The 13435-nt window shown below is 60.9% G+C and carries 24 protein-coding genes; all 24 read right to left on the bottom strand.

Annotation, left to right across the window (positions count from 1 at the left end; translation table 11 throughout):
* Position 1 precedes the first annotated feature (1 nt).
* A complete protein-coding gene (secY, locus tag EGH25_RS04290) occupies positions 2–1474 on the bottom strand; it encodes a preprotein translocase subunit SecY (RefSeq protein WP_266086413.1) in 1473 nt (490 codons plus the stop codon).
* A 19-nt stretch (positions 1475–1493) separates the two neighbouring features.
* Positions 1494–1940, bottom strand: a complete 447-nt coding sequence (locus EGH25_RS04285) for an uL15m family ribosomal protein (protein WP_266086412.1) — start codon at positions 1938–1940, stop codon at positions 1494–1496.
* Positions 1940–2398 carry a 50S ribosomal protein L30 gene (gene rpmD / locus EGH25_RS04280; protein WP_266086411.1) on the bottom strand — a complete coding sequence of 153 codons (459 nt, stop codon included), beginning with the start codon at positions 2396–2398 and terminating at the stop codon, positions 1940–1942. The genes EGH25_RS04285 and rpmD overlap by 1 nt, the downstream gene beginning before the upstream one ends.
* A gap of 88 nt (positions 2399–2486) precedes the next feature.
* On the bottom strand, positions 2487–3134 hold the full coding sequence (locus EGH25_RS04275; protein ID WP_266086410.1) for a 30S ribosomal protein S5: 648 nt from the start codon (positions 3132–3134) through the stop codon (positions 2487–2489).
* On the bottom strand, positions 3131–3670 hold the full coding sequence (locus EGH25_RS04270; RefSeq protein WP_266086409.1) for a 50S ribosomal protein L18: 540 nt from the start codon (positions 3668–3670) through the stop codon (positions 3131–3133). Before EGH25_RS04270 ends, EGH25_RS04275 begins: the two co-directional genes overlap by 4 nt.
* Before the next feature lie 2 nt (positions 3671–3672).
* A complete protein-coding gene (locus EGH25_RS04265; RefSeq protein WP_266086408.1) occupies positions 3673–4116 on the bottom strand; it encodes a 50S ribosomal protein L19e in 444 nt (147 codons plus the stop codon).
* Entirely contained in the window at positions 4113–4790 is a 678-nt protein-coding gene (locus tag EGH25_RS04260; RefSeq protein WP_266086407.1) for a 50S ribosomal protein L32e, read from the bottom strand. The genes EGH25_RS04265 and EGH25_RS04260 overlap by 4 nt, the downstream gene beginning before the upstream one ends.
* Before the next feature lie 3 nt (positions 4791–4793).
* On the bottom strand, positions 4794–5318 hold the full coding sequence (locus EGH25_RS04255) for a 50S ribosomal protein L6 (RefSeq protein WP_266086406.1): 525 nt from the start codon (positions 5316–5318) through the stop codon (positions 4794–4796).
* A gap of 10 nt (positions 5319–5328) precedes the next feature.
* A complete protein-coding gene (locus EGH25_RS04250) occupies positions 5329–5721 on the bottom strand; it encodes a 30S ribosomal protein S8 (protein WP_266086405.1) in 393 nt (130 codons plus the stop codon).
* Positions 5722–5731: 10 nt separating this feature from the next.
* Positions 5732–5908, bottom strand: a complete 177-nt coding sequence (locus tag EGH25_RS04245; protein ID WP_266086404.1) for a 30S ribosomal protein S14 — start codon at positions 5906–5908, stop codon at positions 5732–5734.
* Positions 5905–6423, bottom strand: coding sequence for a 50S ribosomal protein L5 (locus EGH25_RS04240; protein ID WP_266086403.1), 519 nt, complete (start codon positions 6421–6423; stop codon positions 5905–5907). The genes EGH25_RS04245 and EGH25_RS04240 overlap by 4 nt, the downstream gene beginning before the upstream one ends.
* Complete coding sequence (locus EGH25_RS04235; protein ID WP_266086402.1) at positions 6420–7139, bottom strand: 30S ribosomal protein S4e; 720 nt, start codon at positions 7137–7139, stop codon at positions 6420–6422. The genes EGH25_RS04240 and EGH25_RS04235 overlap by 4 nt, the downstream gene beginning before the upstream one ends.
* A complete protein-coding gene (rplX, locus tag EGH25_RS04230; protein ID WP_266086401.1) occupies positions 7136–7504 on the bottom strand; it encodes a 50S ribosomal protein L24 in 369 nt (122 codons plus the stop codon). The genes EGH25_RS04235 and rplX overlap by 4 nt, the downstream gene beginning before the upstream one ends.
* Positions 7501–7899, bottom strand: a complete 399-nt coding sequence (locus EGH25_RS04225; protein WP_266086400.1) for a 50S ribosomal protein L14 — start codon at positions 7897–7899, stop codon at positions 7501–7503. Before EGH25_RS04225 ends, rplX begins: the two co-directional genes overlap by 4 nt.
* Complete coding sequence (locus tag EGH25_RS04220) at positions 7896–8225, bottom strand: 30S ribosomal protein S17 (protein ID WP_266086399.1); 330 nt, start codon at positions 8223–8225, stop codon at positions 7896–7898. Before EGH25_RS04220 ends, EGH25_RS04225 begins: the two co-directional genes overlap by 4 nt.
* A gap of 1 nt (position 8226) precedes the next feature.
* A complete protein-coding gene (locus tag EGH25_RS04215; protein WP_266086398.1) occupies positions 8227–8496 on the bottom strand; it encodes a ribonuclease P protein component 1 in 270 nt (89 codons plus the stop codon).
* Positions 8493–8708: a 50S ribosomal protein L29 gene (gene rpmC, locus EGH25_RS04210; protein WP_266086397.1), complete on the bottom strand. Its 216-nt coding sequence runs from the start codon at positions 8706–8708 to the stop codon at positions 8493–8495. Before rpmC ends, EGH25_RS04215 begins: the two co-directional genes overlap by 4 nt.
* On the bottom strand, positions 8709–9677 hold the full coding sequence (locus EGH25_RS04205) for a 30S ribosomal protein S3 (protein ID WP_266086468.1): 969 nt from the start codon (positions 9675–9677) through the stop codon (positions 8709–8711).
* 49 nt (positions 9678–9726) lie between these two features.
* Positions 9727–10272 carry a 50S ribosomal protein L22 gene (locus EGH25_RS04200; protein WP_276591904.1) on the bottom strand — a complete coding sequence of 182 codons (546 nt, stop codon included), beginning with the start codon at positions 10270–10272 and terminating at the stop codon, positions 9727–9729.
* Between the two features lie 3 nt (positions 10273–10275).
* On the bottom strand, positions 10276–10680 hold the full coding sequence (locus EGH25_RS04195; protein WP_266086396.1) for a 30S ribosomal protein S19: 405 nt from the start codon (positions 10678–10680) through the stop codon (positions 10276–10278).
* 2 nt (positions 10681–10682) lie between these two features.
* The gene (locus tag EGH25_RS04190) at positions 10683–11396 is read right to left on the bottom strand and encodes a 50S ribosomal protein L2 (protein ID WP_266086395.1); all 714 of its coding nucleotides are present in this window, start codon (positions 11394–11396) and stop codon (positions 10683–10685) included.
* A gap of 51 nt (positions 11397–11447) precedes the next feature.
* A complete protein-coding gene (locus tag EGH25_RS04185; RefSeq protein WP_266086394.1) occupies positions 11448–11699 on the bottom strand; it encodes a 50S ribosomal protein L23 in 252 nt (83 codons plus the stop codon).
* Positions 11696–12445, bottom strand: coding sequence for a 50S ribosomal protein L4 (gene rpl4p / locus EGH25_RS04180; protein WP_266086393.1), 750 nt, complete (start codon positions 12443–12445; stop codon positions 11696–11698). The genes EGH25_RS04185 and rpl4p overlap by 4 nt, the downstream gene beginning before the upstream one ends.
* Positions 12446–12447: 2 nt before the next feature.
* A complete protein-coding gene (locus tag EGH25_RS04175) occupies positions 12448–13434 on the bottom strand; it encodes a 50S ribosomal protein L3 (protein ID WP_266086392.1) in 987 nt (328 codons plus the stop codon).
* Between the last annotated feature and the right edge of the window lies 1 nt (position 13435).

Genomic DNA, 13435 nt, shown 5'->3' with positions numbered 1-13435 from the left:
GTTACTCGTCGCCGAAGACCTTTCTCATCATCGGATGCATCTCCATCATCTGCTCCTCCGCGATCTCCTCGTATATCTTGTACGTGATAGAGACGGTTAGGAGGAGACCCAGACCCGTCACGTTTCCGATGGTTCCGAGGACGTTTGCGAGTACGGCGAGGACGCCGAGGAGTATACCGCTCATCACCGTAATCTGGGGTATGTAACGATCCATCACCTTCTCGACCACCGCGGGGTTCTGCCTGAACCCGGGTATCTGCATCCCCGACTGCTGTATGTTCTGCGCGACCGAGTCGGGACCCATGTCGGCGGTCTCGACCCAGAAGACGGCGAAGATAGCGCCGCCGATGGTGAGAACGAGGAAGTCGATACCGAGACGCAGGAGTATCTGCCACGTAGCCTGATCGGGTCCGATAGGCAGGAACCACATCCAGTCGTACGGGCTGTTTATGGGTGTCAGGTAGTACATAAGACCTGAGGTCGCCTGCCCCTGTTCGTAGACGGCGAACCAAGCGGGCTGGAACCCCTGTGAGTAGACTATCTGTCCCACCATCTGGATGTTCGCCTGTATAGCGCGGACGAAGATCAGGGGTAGGACGCTCGCGTAGATGAGCTTCACGGGGTAACGTCCGCGTGCGCCTTTGACGCGTGAGTGCGAGAGAGGAACCTCAACACGGACGGACTCGGCGTAGACGACGACGGCGAAGATCAGTATGGTCGTCAGTACGAACAGTATCTGCCCGCCGTACGTCATCAGGAACCAGAAGCCGTCACCGCTCGTCAGAGCGAAGCCGGGGTCGTATCCTCCGGAGAATATCTGGTACCAACGGAACAGGAGACCCGTCGAAAGGTCGGCTATACCCGCGGCACCGCCCGTCATGCTCCAGTCGAACAGACCGCCGATTATCTGCTGTGATATACCCGCAATTATGAACAGACCGACGCCGGAGCCGACGCCCCACTGTGAGATTATCTCGTCGAGGTACAGTATGAGTACGCCGCCGAGTGCGACCTGAAGGAAGACGACGAACGCCATTATGTTAGGCGGTAGACCCATACCTGTCGCGGGCTGAAGGAAGCCGCTCGCTACCATCGGCGCGGCTGTCAGTACAGCCATTATAACGACGAGTAGCTTCTGAAGCCCCTGGTAGAGCGCCTGACCCCGTGGCTCGTTGGTATCGATAGGGAGCATGTCGGAGCCGTCGAGTAGCTGGAGAACGATACTCGCCGTGACGATAGGTCCGATACCGAGATGTAGTATCGAGCCTTGCGCGCCGGCGAGGACGGATCGGAACTGTCCGAAAAGGTCGCCCTGTACGTTAACGCCGTACAGCGTGACGTTCGTGAGCGCGAAGTACAGCACCAGAACACCGAGCGTCCAGTACAGCTTCTTCCTAAAAGGTACGTGTTTCTTCGGACGCTTGACGCTCGGCATCCGGACGATGACGGGTTCGAGTACGTTTATTATGCCCATTCCTGTTCCGTCCCTTGTTCTACTCTTCTTCCTCTGTCTCGTCCTCGTCGGAGGTCACGACGACCTCGCCGCCCGCCGACTCTATCTTCTCGACAGCCGAGTCGGAGAAGTCGTCGGCGTGGACGGTGAGCGTGTTACGCACCTGTCCGCTTCCGAGAACCTTGTCGACGCCGAGGGCGGACGCGTCGACGGTGTATCCGTCGTCGGTCTCCTCCGCGACGCCGCGCTCGACGAGTGTCTCGATACTCCGGTCTATGTCACCAACGTTCGATACATCCACATCGTCGACGACCTTCTGCGGGCGTTTGAACCCCGTCTTTCCTAACTCCGGATGGTTCTTCGCCTCGTGCTTCTTCCTTCCCGCGTCGCCGCGCCCGCCGCGGTGTCCTGCGCCGCGTCTGTTCTTCTGCGTACCGCCGCCGTGCGTCCGCGAACCGCGTCCGCGTTTCTTCGAGTCACGTGACATTATCGCATCCTCCTGAGTAGCTCATCTATACCGTCGCCGTGGTTGCCCAGAACGCCGCCTTGCTTATAACTCTGCTTGATTCCGTCGTGCCCCTTACGTGGCGGATGGAGACGTACCGTAGGATTGACGCCCTCTTCGCGGAGGGTCGTCTCGCCGTCAACGACCGCCTCGGCGAGTCCGGCGACGTCCTCGTATCCTCTGCCGGAGGCGTAGGCGTCGTCCACATCGCCGCCTTCGAGAGTCTCACCGCGGTTTTCGAGCAGGGTGGCGAGGGTCGACGCGTCGGGCTGACCGTACGCTACGTAGTCGTTGACCTTCTGCACCATACCCGTGTACGTGTCGTCCTCGGCGACGACAGTGAAGGCGTTGACCTGCCCGATGTTGAGCATGTCGAGCGTGTCCTCGACATCGCCGGGCGTGTCCGCGCCGCCGCGGATGCGTACGATTCCGTAGCTCATTCCGATACCTCCACATCCACGGTTTCGCCCCTGGACGACGAGGAGACGTGCGAAGCACGTCTCTGTACCGTCTGCGTTGAGTTCGCGTTCATTCCGATACCTCCAGATTTTCGTACGCGCGATCCGGTATACGTGCCTCTGCGCTCGCTTCGAGTGCGTTGTAGGTCGCCTTACCGAAGTTTACCGTCGTACGTGTCTGACCGCTCGCCTTCGTCCATACGTCCTCGATACCCGCGAGTTCGAGTACGTGGCTCGCCGTCTCGCCCGCGGCGATGCCTATACCCTTGGGAGCGGGTATGAGGGTGACCTCGACGCTCCCCGCCTTCCCCGTGGTTTCGAGTAGAACCGTATGGGGTTTGTCCGCACGCGACTCCCACGAACCCGTTCCGCGCGGGACGCGTATCAGGTCAAGCTTTGCGACGTCTATCGCCTTACGTATGCCTGCACCGACCTGATCCTCCTTTGCCTCTGCGTACCCTACGTAGCCGTCTCCGTTACCGACGATGACCGAGCAACGGAACTTGACGCGCCTTCCGGAGTCGGTCATACGCTGAACCATGTTTATGTCCAGCACCTCGTCTTCGAGATCGGGCAGGAGTGTGTCTACGATCTCCGACTCCTTGAGGGGGAGACCTGAGTCGAGAGCTTCGTCCATAGATGTGATCTCGCCCTCCTGAACCTTACGTCCGAGACGCGTCTTGGGTCGCCATTCGTCCTCGTACTCCCCTTCGCTCATAGCTCAGCCTCCACGTTTTCGAGTACCTCGTCGAAATGCTCCGGGAGTTCGTCGGCGTCGATGGGCTGTGCGGTGTACTCGACGCCCTCGGCGATATGCTCGCCGCGTACGCGTTCCCACGAAGGCAGAACGTCCTCGCCGTGGGGTATTTGAAGACCCGCGTCGACCGCGCCGCTAAGGACGGCGAAGACACGGTTCGACGGCGTGACGCGGTTGAGACCGACGTCGAGAACCGCCTCGTCGTGTCCCTCGTCTACGGCTCGTCCGCCCCCGATACGTCCCGCAAGGTAAGCCGCGGGCAGGTTGCCCGTCGGGGCTTCCCAGCCGAACCCGGATAGTTCGTTCGTGTGCGCGCTCGTCACCGTATGGTCACCTTGGTCACGCGCAACGACGACCTGTACCTGTGTATGCTTGTTGGATTTCCGTGCGACGAGACGTGGCTCCCCGCTCTTGAGAAGACGTAGGCGCTGGTGGTAGTCGGTGCGCCCCTCGCGTCTTCGTCGCATCGGAACGTTGTATCTTGCTCCTGTTGCCATTGTCAGTCCTCCATTCCTTCGACGTAGTTCTTGAGGTAACGGACGGAGTCGAACTCGCCACCCTTCGCCTTCGCGTACAGGTCGCGGTAGGTCGACGCGTCTATCTCGTCGTCGTCCTTCATACGGCGTAGCTCCTTACGGAGCGCGCGTATGGTCGACTTCCATTCGTCCTTGGGGTCGCTACGTGCGCCCGACTTACCCTTACGCGTACCCGGTCCTTTCTGATGACCGTAGTCGCGTTTCTCATCACGTTCACGTGCGCGTCCACGCGAGACGCCTTTCTTGCGTTTCTCACGTATGACGCCTTGGTTGACGAGTTCGCGTACGTCCTCTCTCGTGATCGCTTCGGCTATCTCGCCCTGCGAGTCGGGATCCATCCAGACACGGTTCTCGCCGCAGTCGATTATCTTTGCGGCGAGACGGCGCTGGCTCTTCAGGTCTGTCATTCCTCTCCCTCCACATGTGTCGGGTTGAGGACACGTACCTCCTCGTCGAGTGCGCGCTCCTCGATACGTTCGCGTTTGCGTCCGCCGACGCTACCGCCGATACGGACAGCCTGTGTATCGGCGTCAACGTCGTCGAGGTCTTCGGGGCGGTGTACGAGAACCTCCTCGAATCCGCTCGGATGGAGACCGCGCGCCTCGGCGGGCTTACCGTAGCCGATGCCGACCTCAGCGCCCTTGCCCTTGATGTTCTTCCTACGCTTGCTGTTGTTTCCGCGTAGCTTCCGCCACGAGTCGGCGGAGACGCGTTTCTTCTTGTGGTGATCCTGACGTTTGAACGACGGGTTGTTCTGCGCGGCGCGTTTGTCGAGCGCGTCGCGTGTCTCGTCGTCGAGTTCGGGCGTCTTGTCGGAGAGCGAAGCCGCTGAGACGACCTCGGCGACCTCGCCTTCCTCTTCTTCCTCTTCCTCGACGAACTCCTCCTCAGTCTCCTCGACCTCCAGACCGCCTACGTCAGCCTTGATACGTGCGGCGAGCGCCTTACCGACGTTCTCCGTCTCGGCGAGTTCGTCCTGCGACGCGCGTTTCAGGTCTTCGACCGTCTCGTAGCCCGCTTCGCGTAACGTCTCCGCCTTCGACTCGCCCACACCGTCTACGTCCGTGAGTTGTTCTGCCATTCGTTACACCTCCGGCTTCGCTGTTATGTAGATGCCGTCCTGAAAGACACGGACATCCTTGTCGTTTTCGTACGTCACCTGTTCGATGTTCGCCGCCGTCTGTCCAACGTCGTCCTTGTCGGGACCACGTACGACGATCTCTTCGTCCTGTACCTCAACCTCGGTGTCGCCGACGACGGAGGTTTCGCGCGGGTGCTTTTCGCCGAGGAAGTTACGAACCTCGACCGTATCGCCCTTGACCTCAACCTGCATCGGGAAGTGGGAGTACAGTACCTTCATCTCGTACTCGAAGCCATCGGTAACGCCACGGAAGGCGTTACGCGCCTGACTCTCGAACGTCCCGACGGTCGCGCGCTGTTTCCTACGTTCCGAGTCGGTCTCGAAGACGATAACGCCGTCCTCGACCGTCGCCGTCACACCGGGGTACGTGAAGGTACGCTCCACGGTCCCGTTCGAACCTTCGAACGTGAACTCGTCGAGGCTCTTGGTGACCTCGACATCGTCCGGTATCTCGATTTCATTTCTCATTCCTTTCACCTCAGTACACGTACGCGAGTATCTGCCCGCCGACGCCCTCCTCTCGCGCCTCGTAATGGGTCATGACGCCGTGGCTCGTCGTTACTATGAGGGAGCCGAAGTCGCGTCCGGGCAGGTAACGTTTCTCCCATTTTTCGTACTCGTCCTTGCTCGCCGAGTAACGCGGCTTGACCGTGCCGCAGTCGTTTATCTGACCGGCGAGATCGACGTCGAACTCGCCCGCCTTACCGTTCTCGACGAACTCGAAGCCGTCGACGTACCCCTCGTCGTGTAGGACGCCGAGGACGTTCCCGACGGTGTTCGACGCCGGCTCTACCTTACAGTCGAGCTTTCCGAGCTTGTCGGCGTTCTTTATCGCCGAGAGCGCGTCGGAAAGTGGGTCTGTCATTGTCATACCTGTCACCTCAGCTGTACTTCTTTGCTCCCATGTCGCGTGCAACCTCGCGGAAGCACTGACGGCAGAGGTTTATTTCATAACGCGTCACGAGTCCCTCCTTACGTCCGCAACGGCGGCATTCGAGCTTGTTGCCCGTCCGCGTCTCGTCTTCTGTCTCGTTCTCTCCGGTTTCTGCTTCGCTCATTCGATATCAACCTCGAAGGTTTCGTGTACGAATGCGACGGCGTCTTCCTCGTTGAGACGGTGCTCGTCGGGTATCTCGCGCGGCTTGACACCGCGACGCTCGACGCGTTTACCCTTCCGCGCCAGTGCGACGGTTACGTCCATACCGAATATACCTATGTCGGGGTCGTACTCCTGACCCTCGAAGTCGGTGTGTTCCTCGACGCCGAACGAGAAGTTGCCGTACTCGTCGAAAGACGAACGCGGCACGGCTCCTGCGATACCGAGCGCCTCGCTCAGCAGATCGTGTGCTTCGTCGCCGCGTAGGGTAACCATACATCCGATCGGGTCGCCCTCACGTATACCGAACTCGGGGTTGCTCTGCTTCGCCTGCGTGCGCACCGATGTCTGCGCCGTGATGTCCTCGATTATCTCCTCGGCGTTCTGTAGCTCACGTCCGCCCTCGCCGACGTTCATATGGACGACGACCTTCTCGACGACGGGCTGACGCATCTCGTGTATCTCTTCGAGCGTCATGCTTCAGCCTCCGCCTCCTGCTCCTCAAGGTCGCTAACGTCCTCGCCTATGACGAAGACGTAGTCCTCGATAGTCTCAAACGTCGAGCCGTCGGGGTGTTCGGCGACGACGGTGTTGTCGCTCGAACCCTCGTTGACGTTGTACTCGACGAGCTTTCCGACCTCGCCTGAGTGGCGTCCGTCGACGGCGGTGACAGCCGCACCCTCGGCGAATGCGAACCGTTCGAGTACCTCGCCGGTTTCGAGATCGACAACGACCGAGTCGTCGGTCGAGTAGCCGTCGTCCTCGACTATGACGTTCGCGCCGTTGTGGAGGTTTAGCTGTACCTCCCCTCCGGGTACGTGTGTCACGTCGTCGATACGCGCGAGCTTGTTGTCCGCGGCGTCCGCCTCGACGGAGACGAGCGAAAGCCTGCCGCCTTCGCCGGGGAAGACGCGGTAGTACTCGTCGCGCGAAGGGAAGGCTACGATGTCGAAGTTGCCGACGGACAGCTTGTGGTCGCTCACCGCCTCGCCGTTGACCAGAACGTCGTCGTGGTCGAGTGCGTAACGTAGCTCCTTTGCGTTCTCGACGTATCCGAGAACGTCGCGGACGAAGACGACGAGCGGCACTGCGTCGCCACCGTGGGGTCCCGGATGCGACGCCACGGTGTAGACCTGATTCTTGCGCTCGACAGGCCAGGAGTCGGGGGCGGATAGCCTCTTCTGGTGCGTCATTCTTCATCCACCTCCTCCAGACGTTCGACGCGCTCCGGGTCGTCGAGGTTGAGGTCAACGACACGGAGGTTCGACGCATCGATAGGACGCGGAACCTCCTCGCCGTCGGTCTTCTCTACGGTGACGTTCTCGACGTAGACCTTCGTCTCGTCGAGGTCGACGTAAAGAACCTCTTCCTCCTCGCCCGCGTCGTCGCCACGTAGTACCTCGACCGTATCGCCCTCGGAGACACGTACCGAACGCGTGCCGTACTCCTCGCGGAGATCGTCGGAGAGCGTGGAGCGGACGAATCGGTTGCGTCTGTGCAGGGGTGCCTCCTCGCGCTCCTTGCGTTGCTTCCTCGGCTGTGTTGCTTTCTCTGTCATGCTATTATCTTTGCCTTGCTTGCTACGGGTCCGAACCTGTCCGCTACCTCGCGGGCTATGGGACCGCGTATCTCCGTACCGCGCGGCTCCTCGTTGTCGTCGATTATAACGGCGGCGTTGTCCTCGAAAGCGACGCGGGTTCCGTCGGGACGCCTGAAGGGCTTCTTCTGTCGCACGACGACGGCGTCGAGAACCTGACGACGCATGTCGGGGTCGCCCTTCTTGACGCTCACGACGACGATGTCACCTACACCGCCCTTAGGCTGTCTCCGGCGCGTACCGCGGTAGTTCTTCACGCTGACTATCTGTAGCTCGCGCGCCCCCGTGTTGTCGGCGCAGACGAGGCGTGAGCCTTTGGTGAGTGACTTCGTTATGTCCGCCTTTATCGCCTTCATTCTTCGTCCTCCACTACCTCAATAACGACGAACTGCTTCGTCTTGCTCAGCGGTCTACACTCGGCGATACGCACCGTGTCACCCTCCTCCGCGTCTACGCATGGAGGCGAGTGAGCGGGCGTGCGTGAACGCCGTCTCATGTATCGGTCGTACTTGGGAACCTTGACGTCGTGCTCGCGCTCGACGACAACCGTCTTGTCCATGCTGTCGGTTGCGACACGTCCTTCAAGGACTGTGCCGCGCGGCGACAGCGTACCGTGGAACGGGCAGTTGTCGTCGTCGCAGTCGGTCGTCGGCTCCGGTACGTCGTATCCTATCTCTGGCATCTTAGACACCTGTTACGCGTTCCGCGGGTCGCGCTTCTATCGCCTCTCCGTCGACGCGTACCGTCTCAGCGTCGGGGAGATCGAACTCGAAGACAGTGTACTTCTTCGGCACTGTCTTCTCGCCGCCGTCTTCGACGGCGAAGGTCAACGTACACGCCGTCTCCTCGACGACACGTCCCCGTATACCGACGTGGGACGTATCGGACGACTCAACGACGCGTCCGTTCAGACCGACGAGTTCGTGACGCGCGATGTTCCGCGGGGTTATCATTCGTTCTCTTCCTCCATCTCGCGTTCGCGCTGTACCGTCTTTATGCGCGCTATCGTCTTCTTCATCTCGCTTATACGTCCGGGGTTGTCGGGCGCTCCGCCCGCCGCCTGTATCGAAGTCTCCTGAAGAAGCTCCGACTGGAGGTTGTTGAGTTCGTCCTCAAGCTCCTCATCGGTCATCTCACGCATCTCATCGGCGCGTAGAATCGCCATCTATGCGTCACCTCCTTCGAGACCGTACTCGTCGGCGAGTGCGTCGATTAGCTCCTCCGTCTTGAGGTTCGCCTTGACGCCCGCCTCCTTTGCGAGCTTCTGTAGCTCACGGTAAGACTTCTCGTGTAGCTCGTCGACCGACGACGGTGCTTCGTCGGAAGCTTCGTCGTCGGCTTCGGCTGTTTCCTCGGTTTCCGCCTCTTCCGGTTCTTCGACCGTCTCGGCTTCTTCGGCTTCGGACTCCTCAGCCGTTTCTTCGGTCTCTTCGTCGCCGGCTTCGCCGACGAGTTCCTCGATACCTTCGTCGGCGGTCTCCGCCTCCTCGACCTCTACCTCGGTCGCCTCTGCTTCGGGTACGAGCTCCTCAACGTCGGCGTCCTGCTTCACCTCGAACTTGTCAGGTAGCTCGGAGCCGGGCGGTATGATACGTACCTGTATGCCGATAGCGCCGAGCTTCATTATCGCAGTACCGTATCCGGTCTCGACGACCTCCTCGGCGGGTTCGCCGCAGTGCTTTACGTAGCCTTCCTTGAACTTGACGACGCGCGAACGTGCGCCCGTCACCTTTCCGCTGAAGACGATTTCGGCACCCATCGCGCCCGACTCCATGATACGGCTGAGTGTCGTACGTCCCGCATCGCGGAAGTACCAGCCGCGTTCGAGCGCGTTGGCGAGCTTGTCCGCCACGATACGTGCGTTCAGGTCGGGTTCATCGACCTCCTGTACGTCGACCTGTAGGTCTTCGAGATCGAACTCGCGTTCGAGGTCATCGGTTAGCTGGCGTATGTTCTTACCGCCCTTGCCGATGACCATACCCGGCTTCTCAGCCTTGAGCGTGATCTCGGTTCCCATCGGGGTGCGTGCAAGCTCCATACCGCCGTAACCGGCGCGTTCGAGTTCGTCGGCGAGGAACTCGTCTATCTGCGACCGGCGCATGCCTTTCTCCACGAACTCGCGTTCTATCGCCATCACGACCACCTCCGTGTGGTCGTGAGCATCGAAGCTTCGGTTCGATACATCAGTCCTCGCCTCCTTCGTCGGCTCCTTCGTCGGTGTCGGCTTCCGTCTCGTTTTCGTCTTCGGCTTCGTCGTCACCGACGGCTTCGTAGTCCTCCTGTAGCACGACAGCCTCGATGTCGATAAGGTCGGAGTTCCACTGCGTGGCGCGTCCCATGGCGCGCGGCTTCATACCCCGCGACTCGCCGACCTTGTGCGCCGCGATATGTTCGACGACCATCTCGTCGGTGTCGAAGCCCTGTTCCTCGGCGTTCATCTTGGCGTTGTACAGAACGTCGTCGAGCGCCTCCGCCGCCTTCTTAGGGAAGCCGCCCGCGTCCCAGCCGTCGATGCCCGACGTGTGCCCCGAACCCGAGTTGTGCTTCTTGAGTGGCACGGGCTCGTCGCCGTCCGCAACGGCTGAGAGCGTCTCGCGTGCGCCGTCGAGCGACCTGCCCTTGACGAAACGGCAGAGTTCGACGGCGTCCTTCTTGCTGACCGTAAGCTCGCGCCCCATCGCCTTGGCGGATCTTTCCTCGTCAACCTCGACTGAGTAGCTTATTCCCATGGTTTACTTGAGGGGCACGAACTTCGACGAACGGGTCGCGCCTATGCCCGCCTGTCCGTGTTCTACGTCTTTACGTGTCATCTCAAACTCGCCGAGGTAGTGCCCTATCATCTCCGCTTCGACATCGACGCGTTCGAACCCCTGACCGTTATGGAGCATGAACGTCGTGCCGACCATCTCAGGAACGATAGGCGTGTCACGTAGATGCGTACGTATCTTGTCGTCGCCGTCGCGGACGCGGTCGAAGAGCTTCTGATGCTCGTCCGAAAGACCGCGTTCGAGCGTCCTACGGATCCTCGCGGGTGCGACCTCGGCGAACTCGTCGAGCGACATCTCCTTCAGCTCGTCGAGCGTATAGCCTCGGTACTGGAACTCTCCTTCTCTGCTTGGTAGGTCTTCTGTTGACATGGTTACTCCTTTCCTGTCCTCCTGCTCGAAATGTCGCCGACCTTCTGACCCGGCGACGTGTTACGGCTGACCGACTTGGGGCGTCCGGGGTGCTGGCGTCCGCCGCCTCCGAACGGATGGTCGACGGCGTTCATCGCTACGCCGCTGACCTTGGGCCACTTGCCTCCACGGCTCTTCATCTTGTGGTGCTTCTTACCCGCCTTGAGCATCGGCTTCTCCGTACGTCCGCCTCCAGCGACCACACCGATCGTGGCGCGGCAGTCGGGGTCGAACTGACGTATCTCGTCGCTGGGTAGCTGTACGACCGCACCGCCGCGTTCGTGCGTGATCAGCGTCGCGCTCGTACCCGTCGAACGTGCGATCTTTCCGCCGTCGCCGGGGTTTATCTCGATGTTGCAGACGGGAACGCCCTCAGGGATCTCGGCGAGAGGGAGCGTGTTGCCCGTCTCTACGTCCGCGCTCACGCCCGCCTGTATCTCGTCACCGACACCGACGCCTTCTGCGACGAGCACGTGGCGTTCGTCGCCGTCGTCGTACTCGACGCGTGCGACGGGTGCGCTTCTCGCGGGGTCGTGTTCGAGACCAACGACCTCTCCGGTCGCCGTCTCGTGGTCACCCGTCTTCTTGTGTCTTAACGTCGCCTTGTAGTTGTGGCTCGGCGCACGGAAGACGGAGCTTCCCTTGCCAGCCTTCTGTTGGCGTATCGGACGACCCATCTCAGACACCTCCCGTGTCTGAGAAGCGCTGAGCTTTGCTCAGTGCCATCTTTAGAACGCCCCCATACGCGACGCTATATCCTGTGCCACGTCTTCCTCGGCGAACTCTACGGTCGCCTTCTTTTCTCCGTTCATGGTTATCTGTGTGTTGACGTTCGCAACGTCGGCTTCGTACTCGTCCTCTATCTCGTCCGCAACCTCCGGCTTCGTCGCATCGGTGTGGACGATGAACTGCATCTTGTTCTCGAAGTCCATCATGTCCATACCTTTCTCCGTGATATGCGGTCTCTTGATAACCCTCATCGTTCGTCAAGCACCTCCAGAGCAGGCTCCGTCCAGACGGTGAGGCGTCCCGCGTCGCCGCCGGGTGCGAGGTCGGCGACGCCTAACTCGTCGGCGGTAACAACGTCCGCGCCGGGCAGGTTACGCGCCGCGCGCAACCCGTCGCTCGTCACGAAAAGTATGCTCGTCGGCGTCCTGTACTTCCTTCCACGCGTCGTGCCGCGTCCTGCTCGGATCCCACGTCCTTCGTCTGCGCGTTGTATATCGTCGTGGAGACCCAGCGTTTCGAGAACATCGACGACCTCCTGCGTCTTGACGAGTTCCTCGAACCCTGCGTCAACGACGACGGGGAGGTCTACGTCCTCGTCAAAGTCGTGCCCGCGGTCACGTACACGTACCTCGTCTGCGGTCGCGGCGACGGCGCTGTCGAAGGCGAGTGCGCGCTCCTTGTCGTTGAAGTCCTCGCCGATCTTCTTCTCAGCCTTAGGCGGGTGTGCCTTACGTCCGCCGACGGAGTGCGGAACGCGTGCCGCACGGTTGCCGTTGTTGATACGCGGAACGTGCGCGATACCCTGTCCGCTACCCGGCGACTCTGCGCTCGTACGCATACCCGCGAACTCGTCCGCGCCGTACGGCTGTTTCTCGTTCGCCTGCGTCGCGAGGAAGGCGCGTTCCACGATGTCGGGACGGAACGGCGTCCCGAAGGCACCGGGGAGGGTGACCTCGCCCGTCTCGTCTCCGTCCGTATCGACCTTCTGTGCTTTCATCGTCATCCTTGGTCAGAGCTCGTGCTTACGTAACGTATCTCTGGGTCGTAAGCGGCGTCGTCCTTGGGACGCACCGCGTGGCGCGTCCTTACGAGACGACCCTTGGGACCCGGAACGCTTCCTTTGACCAACAGGTACGACGACGAAACCTCGCCGTAGTTGACGAAGCCGCCTTCGGGCGTAGCGTCCTCGTCGTCGACCGACAGGACGCGTTTGTTTATCTCCGTACGCTGGTGGTATCCCATCTGTCCCTGCTGTGGAACCGTCGAACGTACGCGCGACGGGTGCCAAGGACCGAGGTTGCCTATACGTCTCCTCCATCCCTGTCTGTAGTGCTTCCCTTTGCGTAGCTTGACGCCCCACCGTTTGACGGGACCCTGCGTACCCTTGCCCTTCGTAACGGCGGACACGTCGATGTACTCGCCCGAACGGTGAACCTCGTCGACATCGGCGCCGCCGCCGAGTAGTTCCTCCGCACGGTCGAGCGAAGCGTCGACGTTTCCGCCCGCTACGGGAACCTCCATCAGTTCGGGCTTCTTCTTGGGCACGCCGTCGACCTCTGCGGGCGTGGCGTAAGCGATTACACGTACCTCGTCAACGTCCTCGCCGCGTAACTCGTCGACATCGCCTTCTTCTTCGGGCTGTGCAACGACGCGTTCCGTCTCCTCGTCGAGTTCGTCCGTCCAGACCTCAGTAACGGGACGTCTCCCGTACGGTGTCTCGCGGTATCCGCGGACCGCGGCGACACGCATAGGCGGTGTCTCGACGATGGTGACGGGAACGCTCTCCGTCATTCCTTCACGTGGCGAACCCTGCTGGTCGTTGACCATCATGACATGGGTCATACCGGCTTTGTAGCCGGCAAAACCCTGTAGCGCAGGCTCGCCGTCGGCTTCGGGCCAAGAACGGAACTGTGGCACCTCGCTGTCGGCGCGTTTCCGTGGACCGAAGCCTTTCGATCCTTTCCTCGGATTCGATGGCGTTGGCATT

It is taken from the genome of Halorutilus salinus, assembly GCF_026242195.1.
Classification (GTDB): domain Archaea; phylum Halobacteriota; class Halobacteria; order Halobacteriales; family Halorutilaceae; genus Halorutilus; species Halorutilus salinus.
Note: the sequence above shows the minus strand (reverse complement) of the source record. Positions and strands in the feature narration are given on the sequence as shown.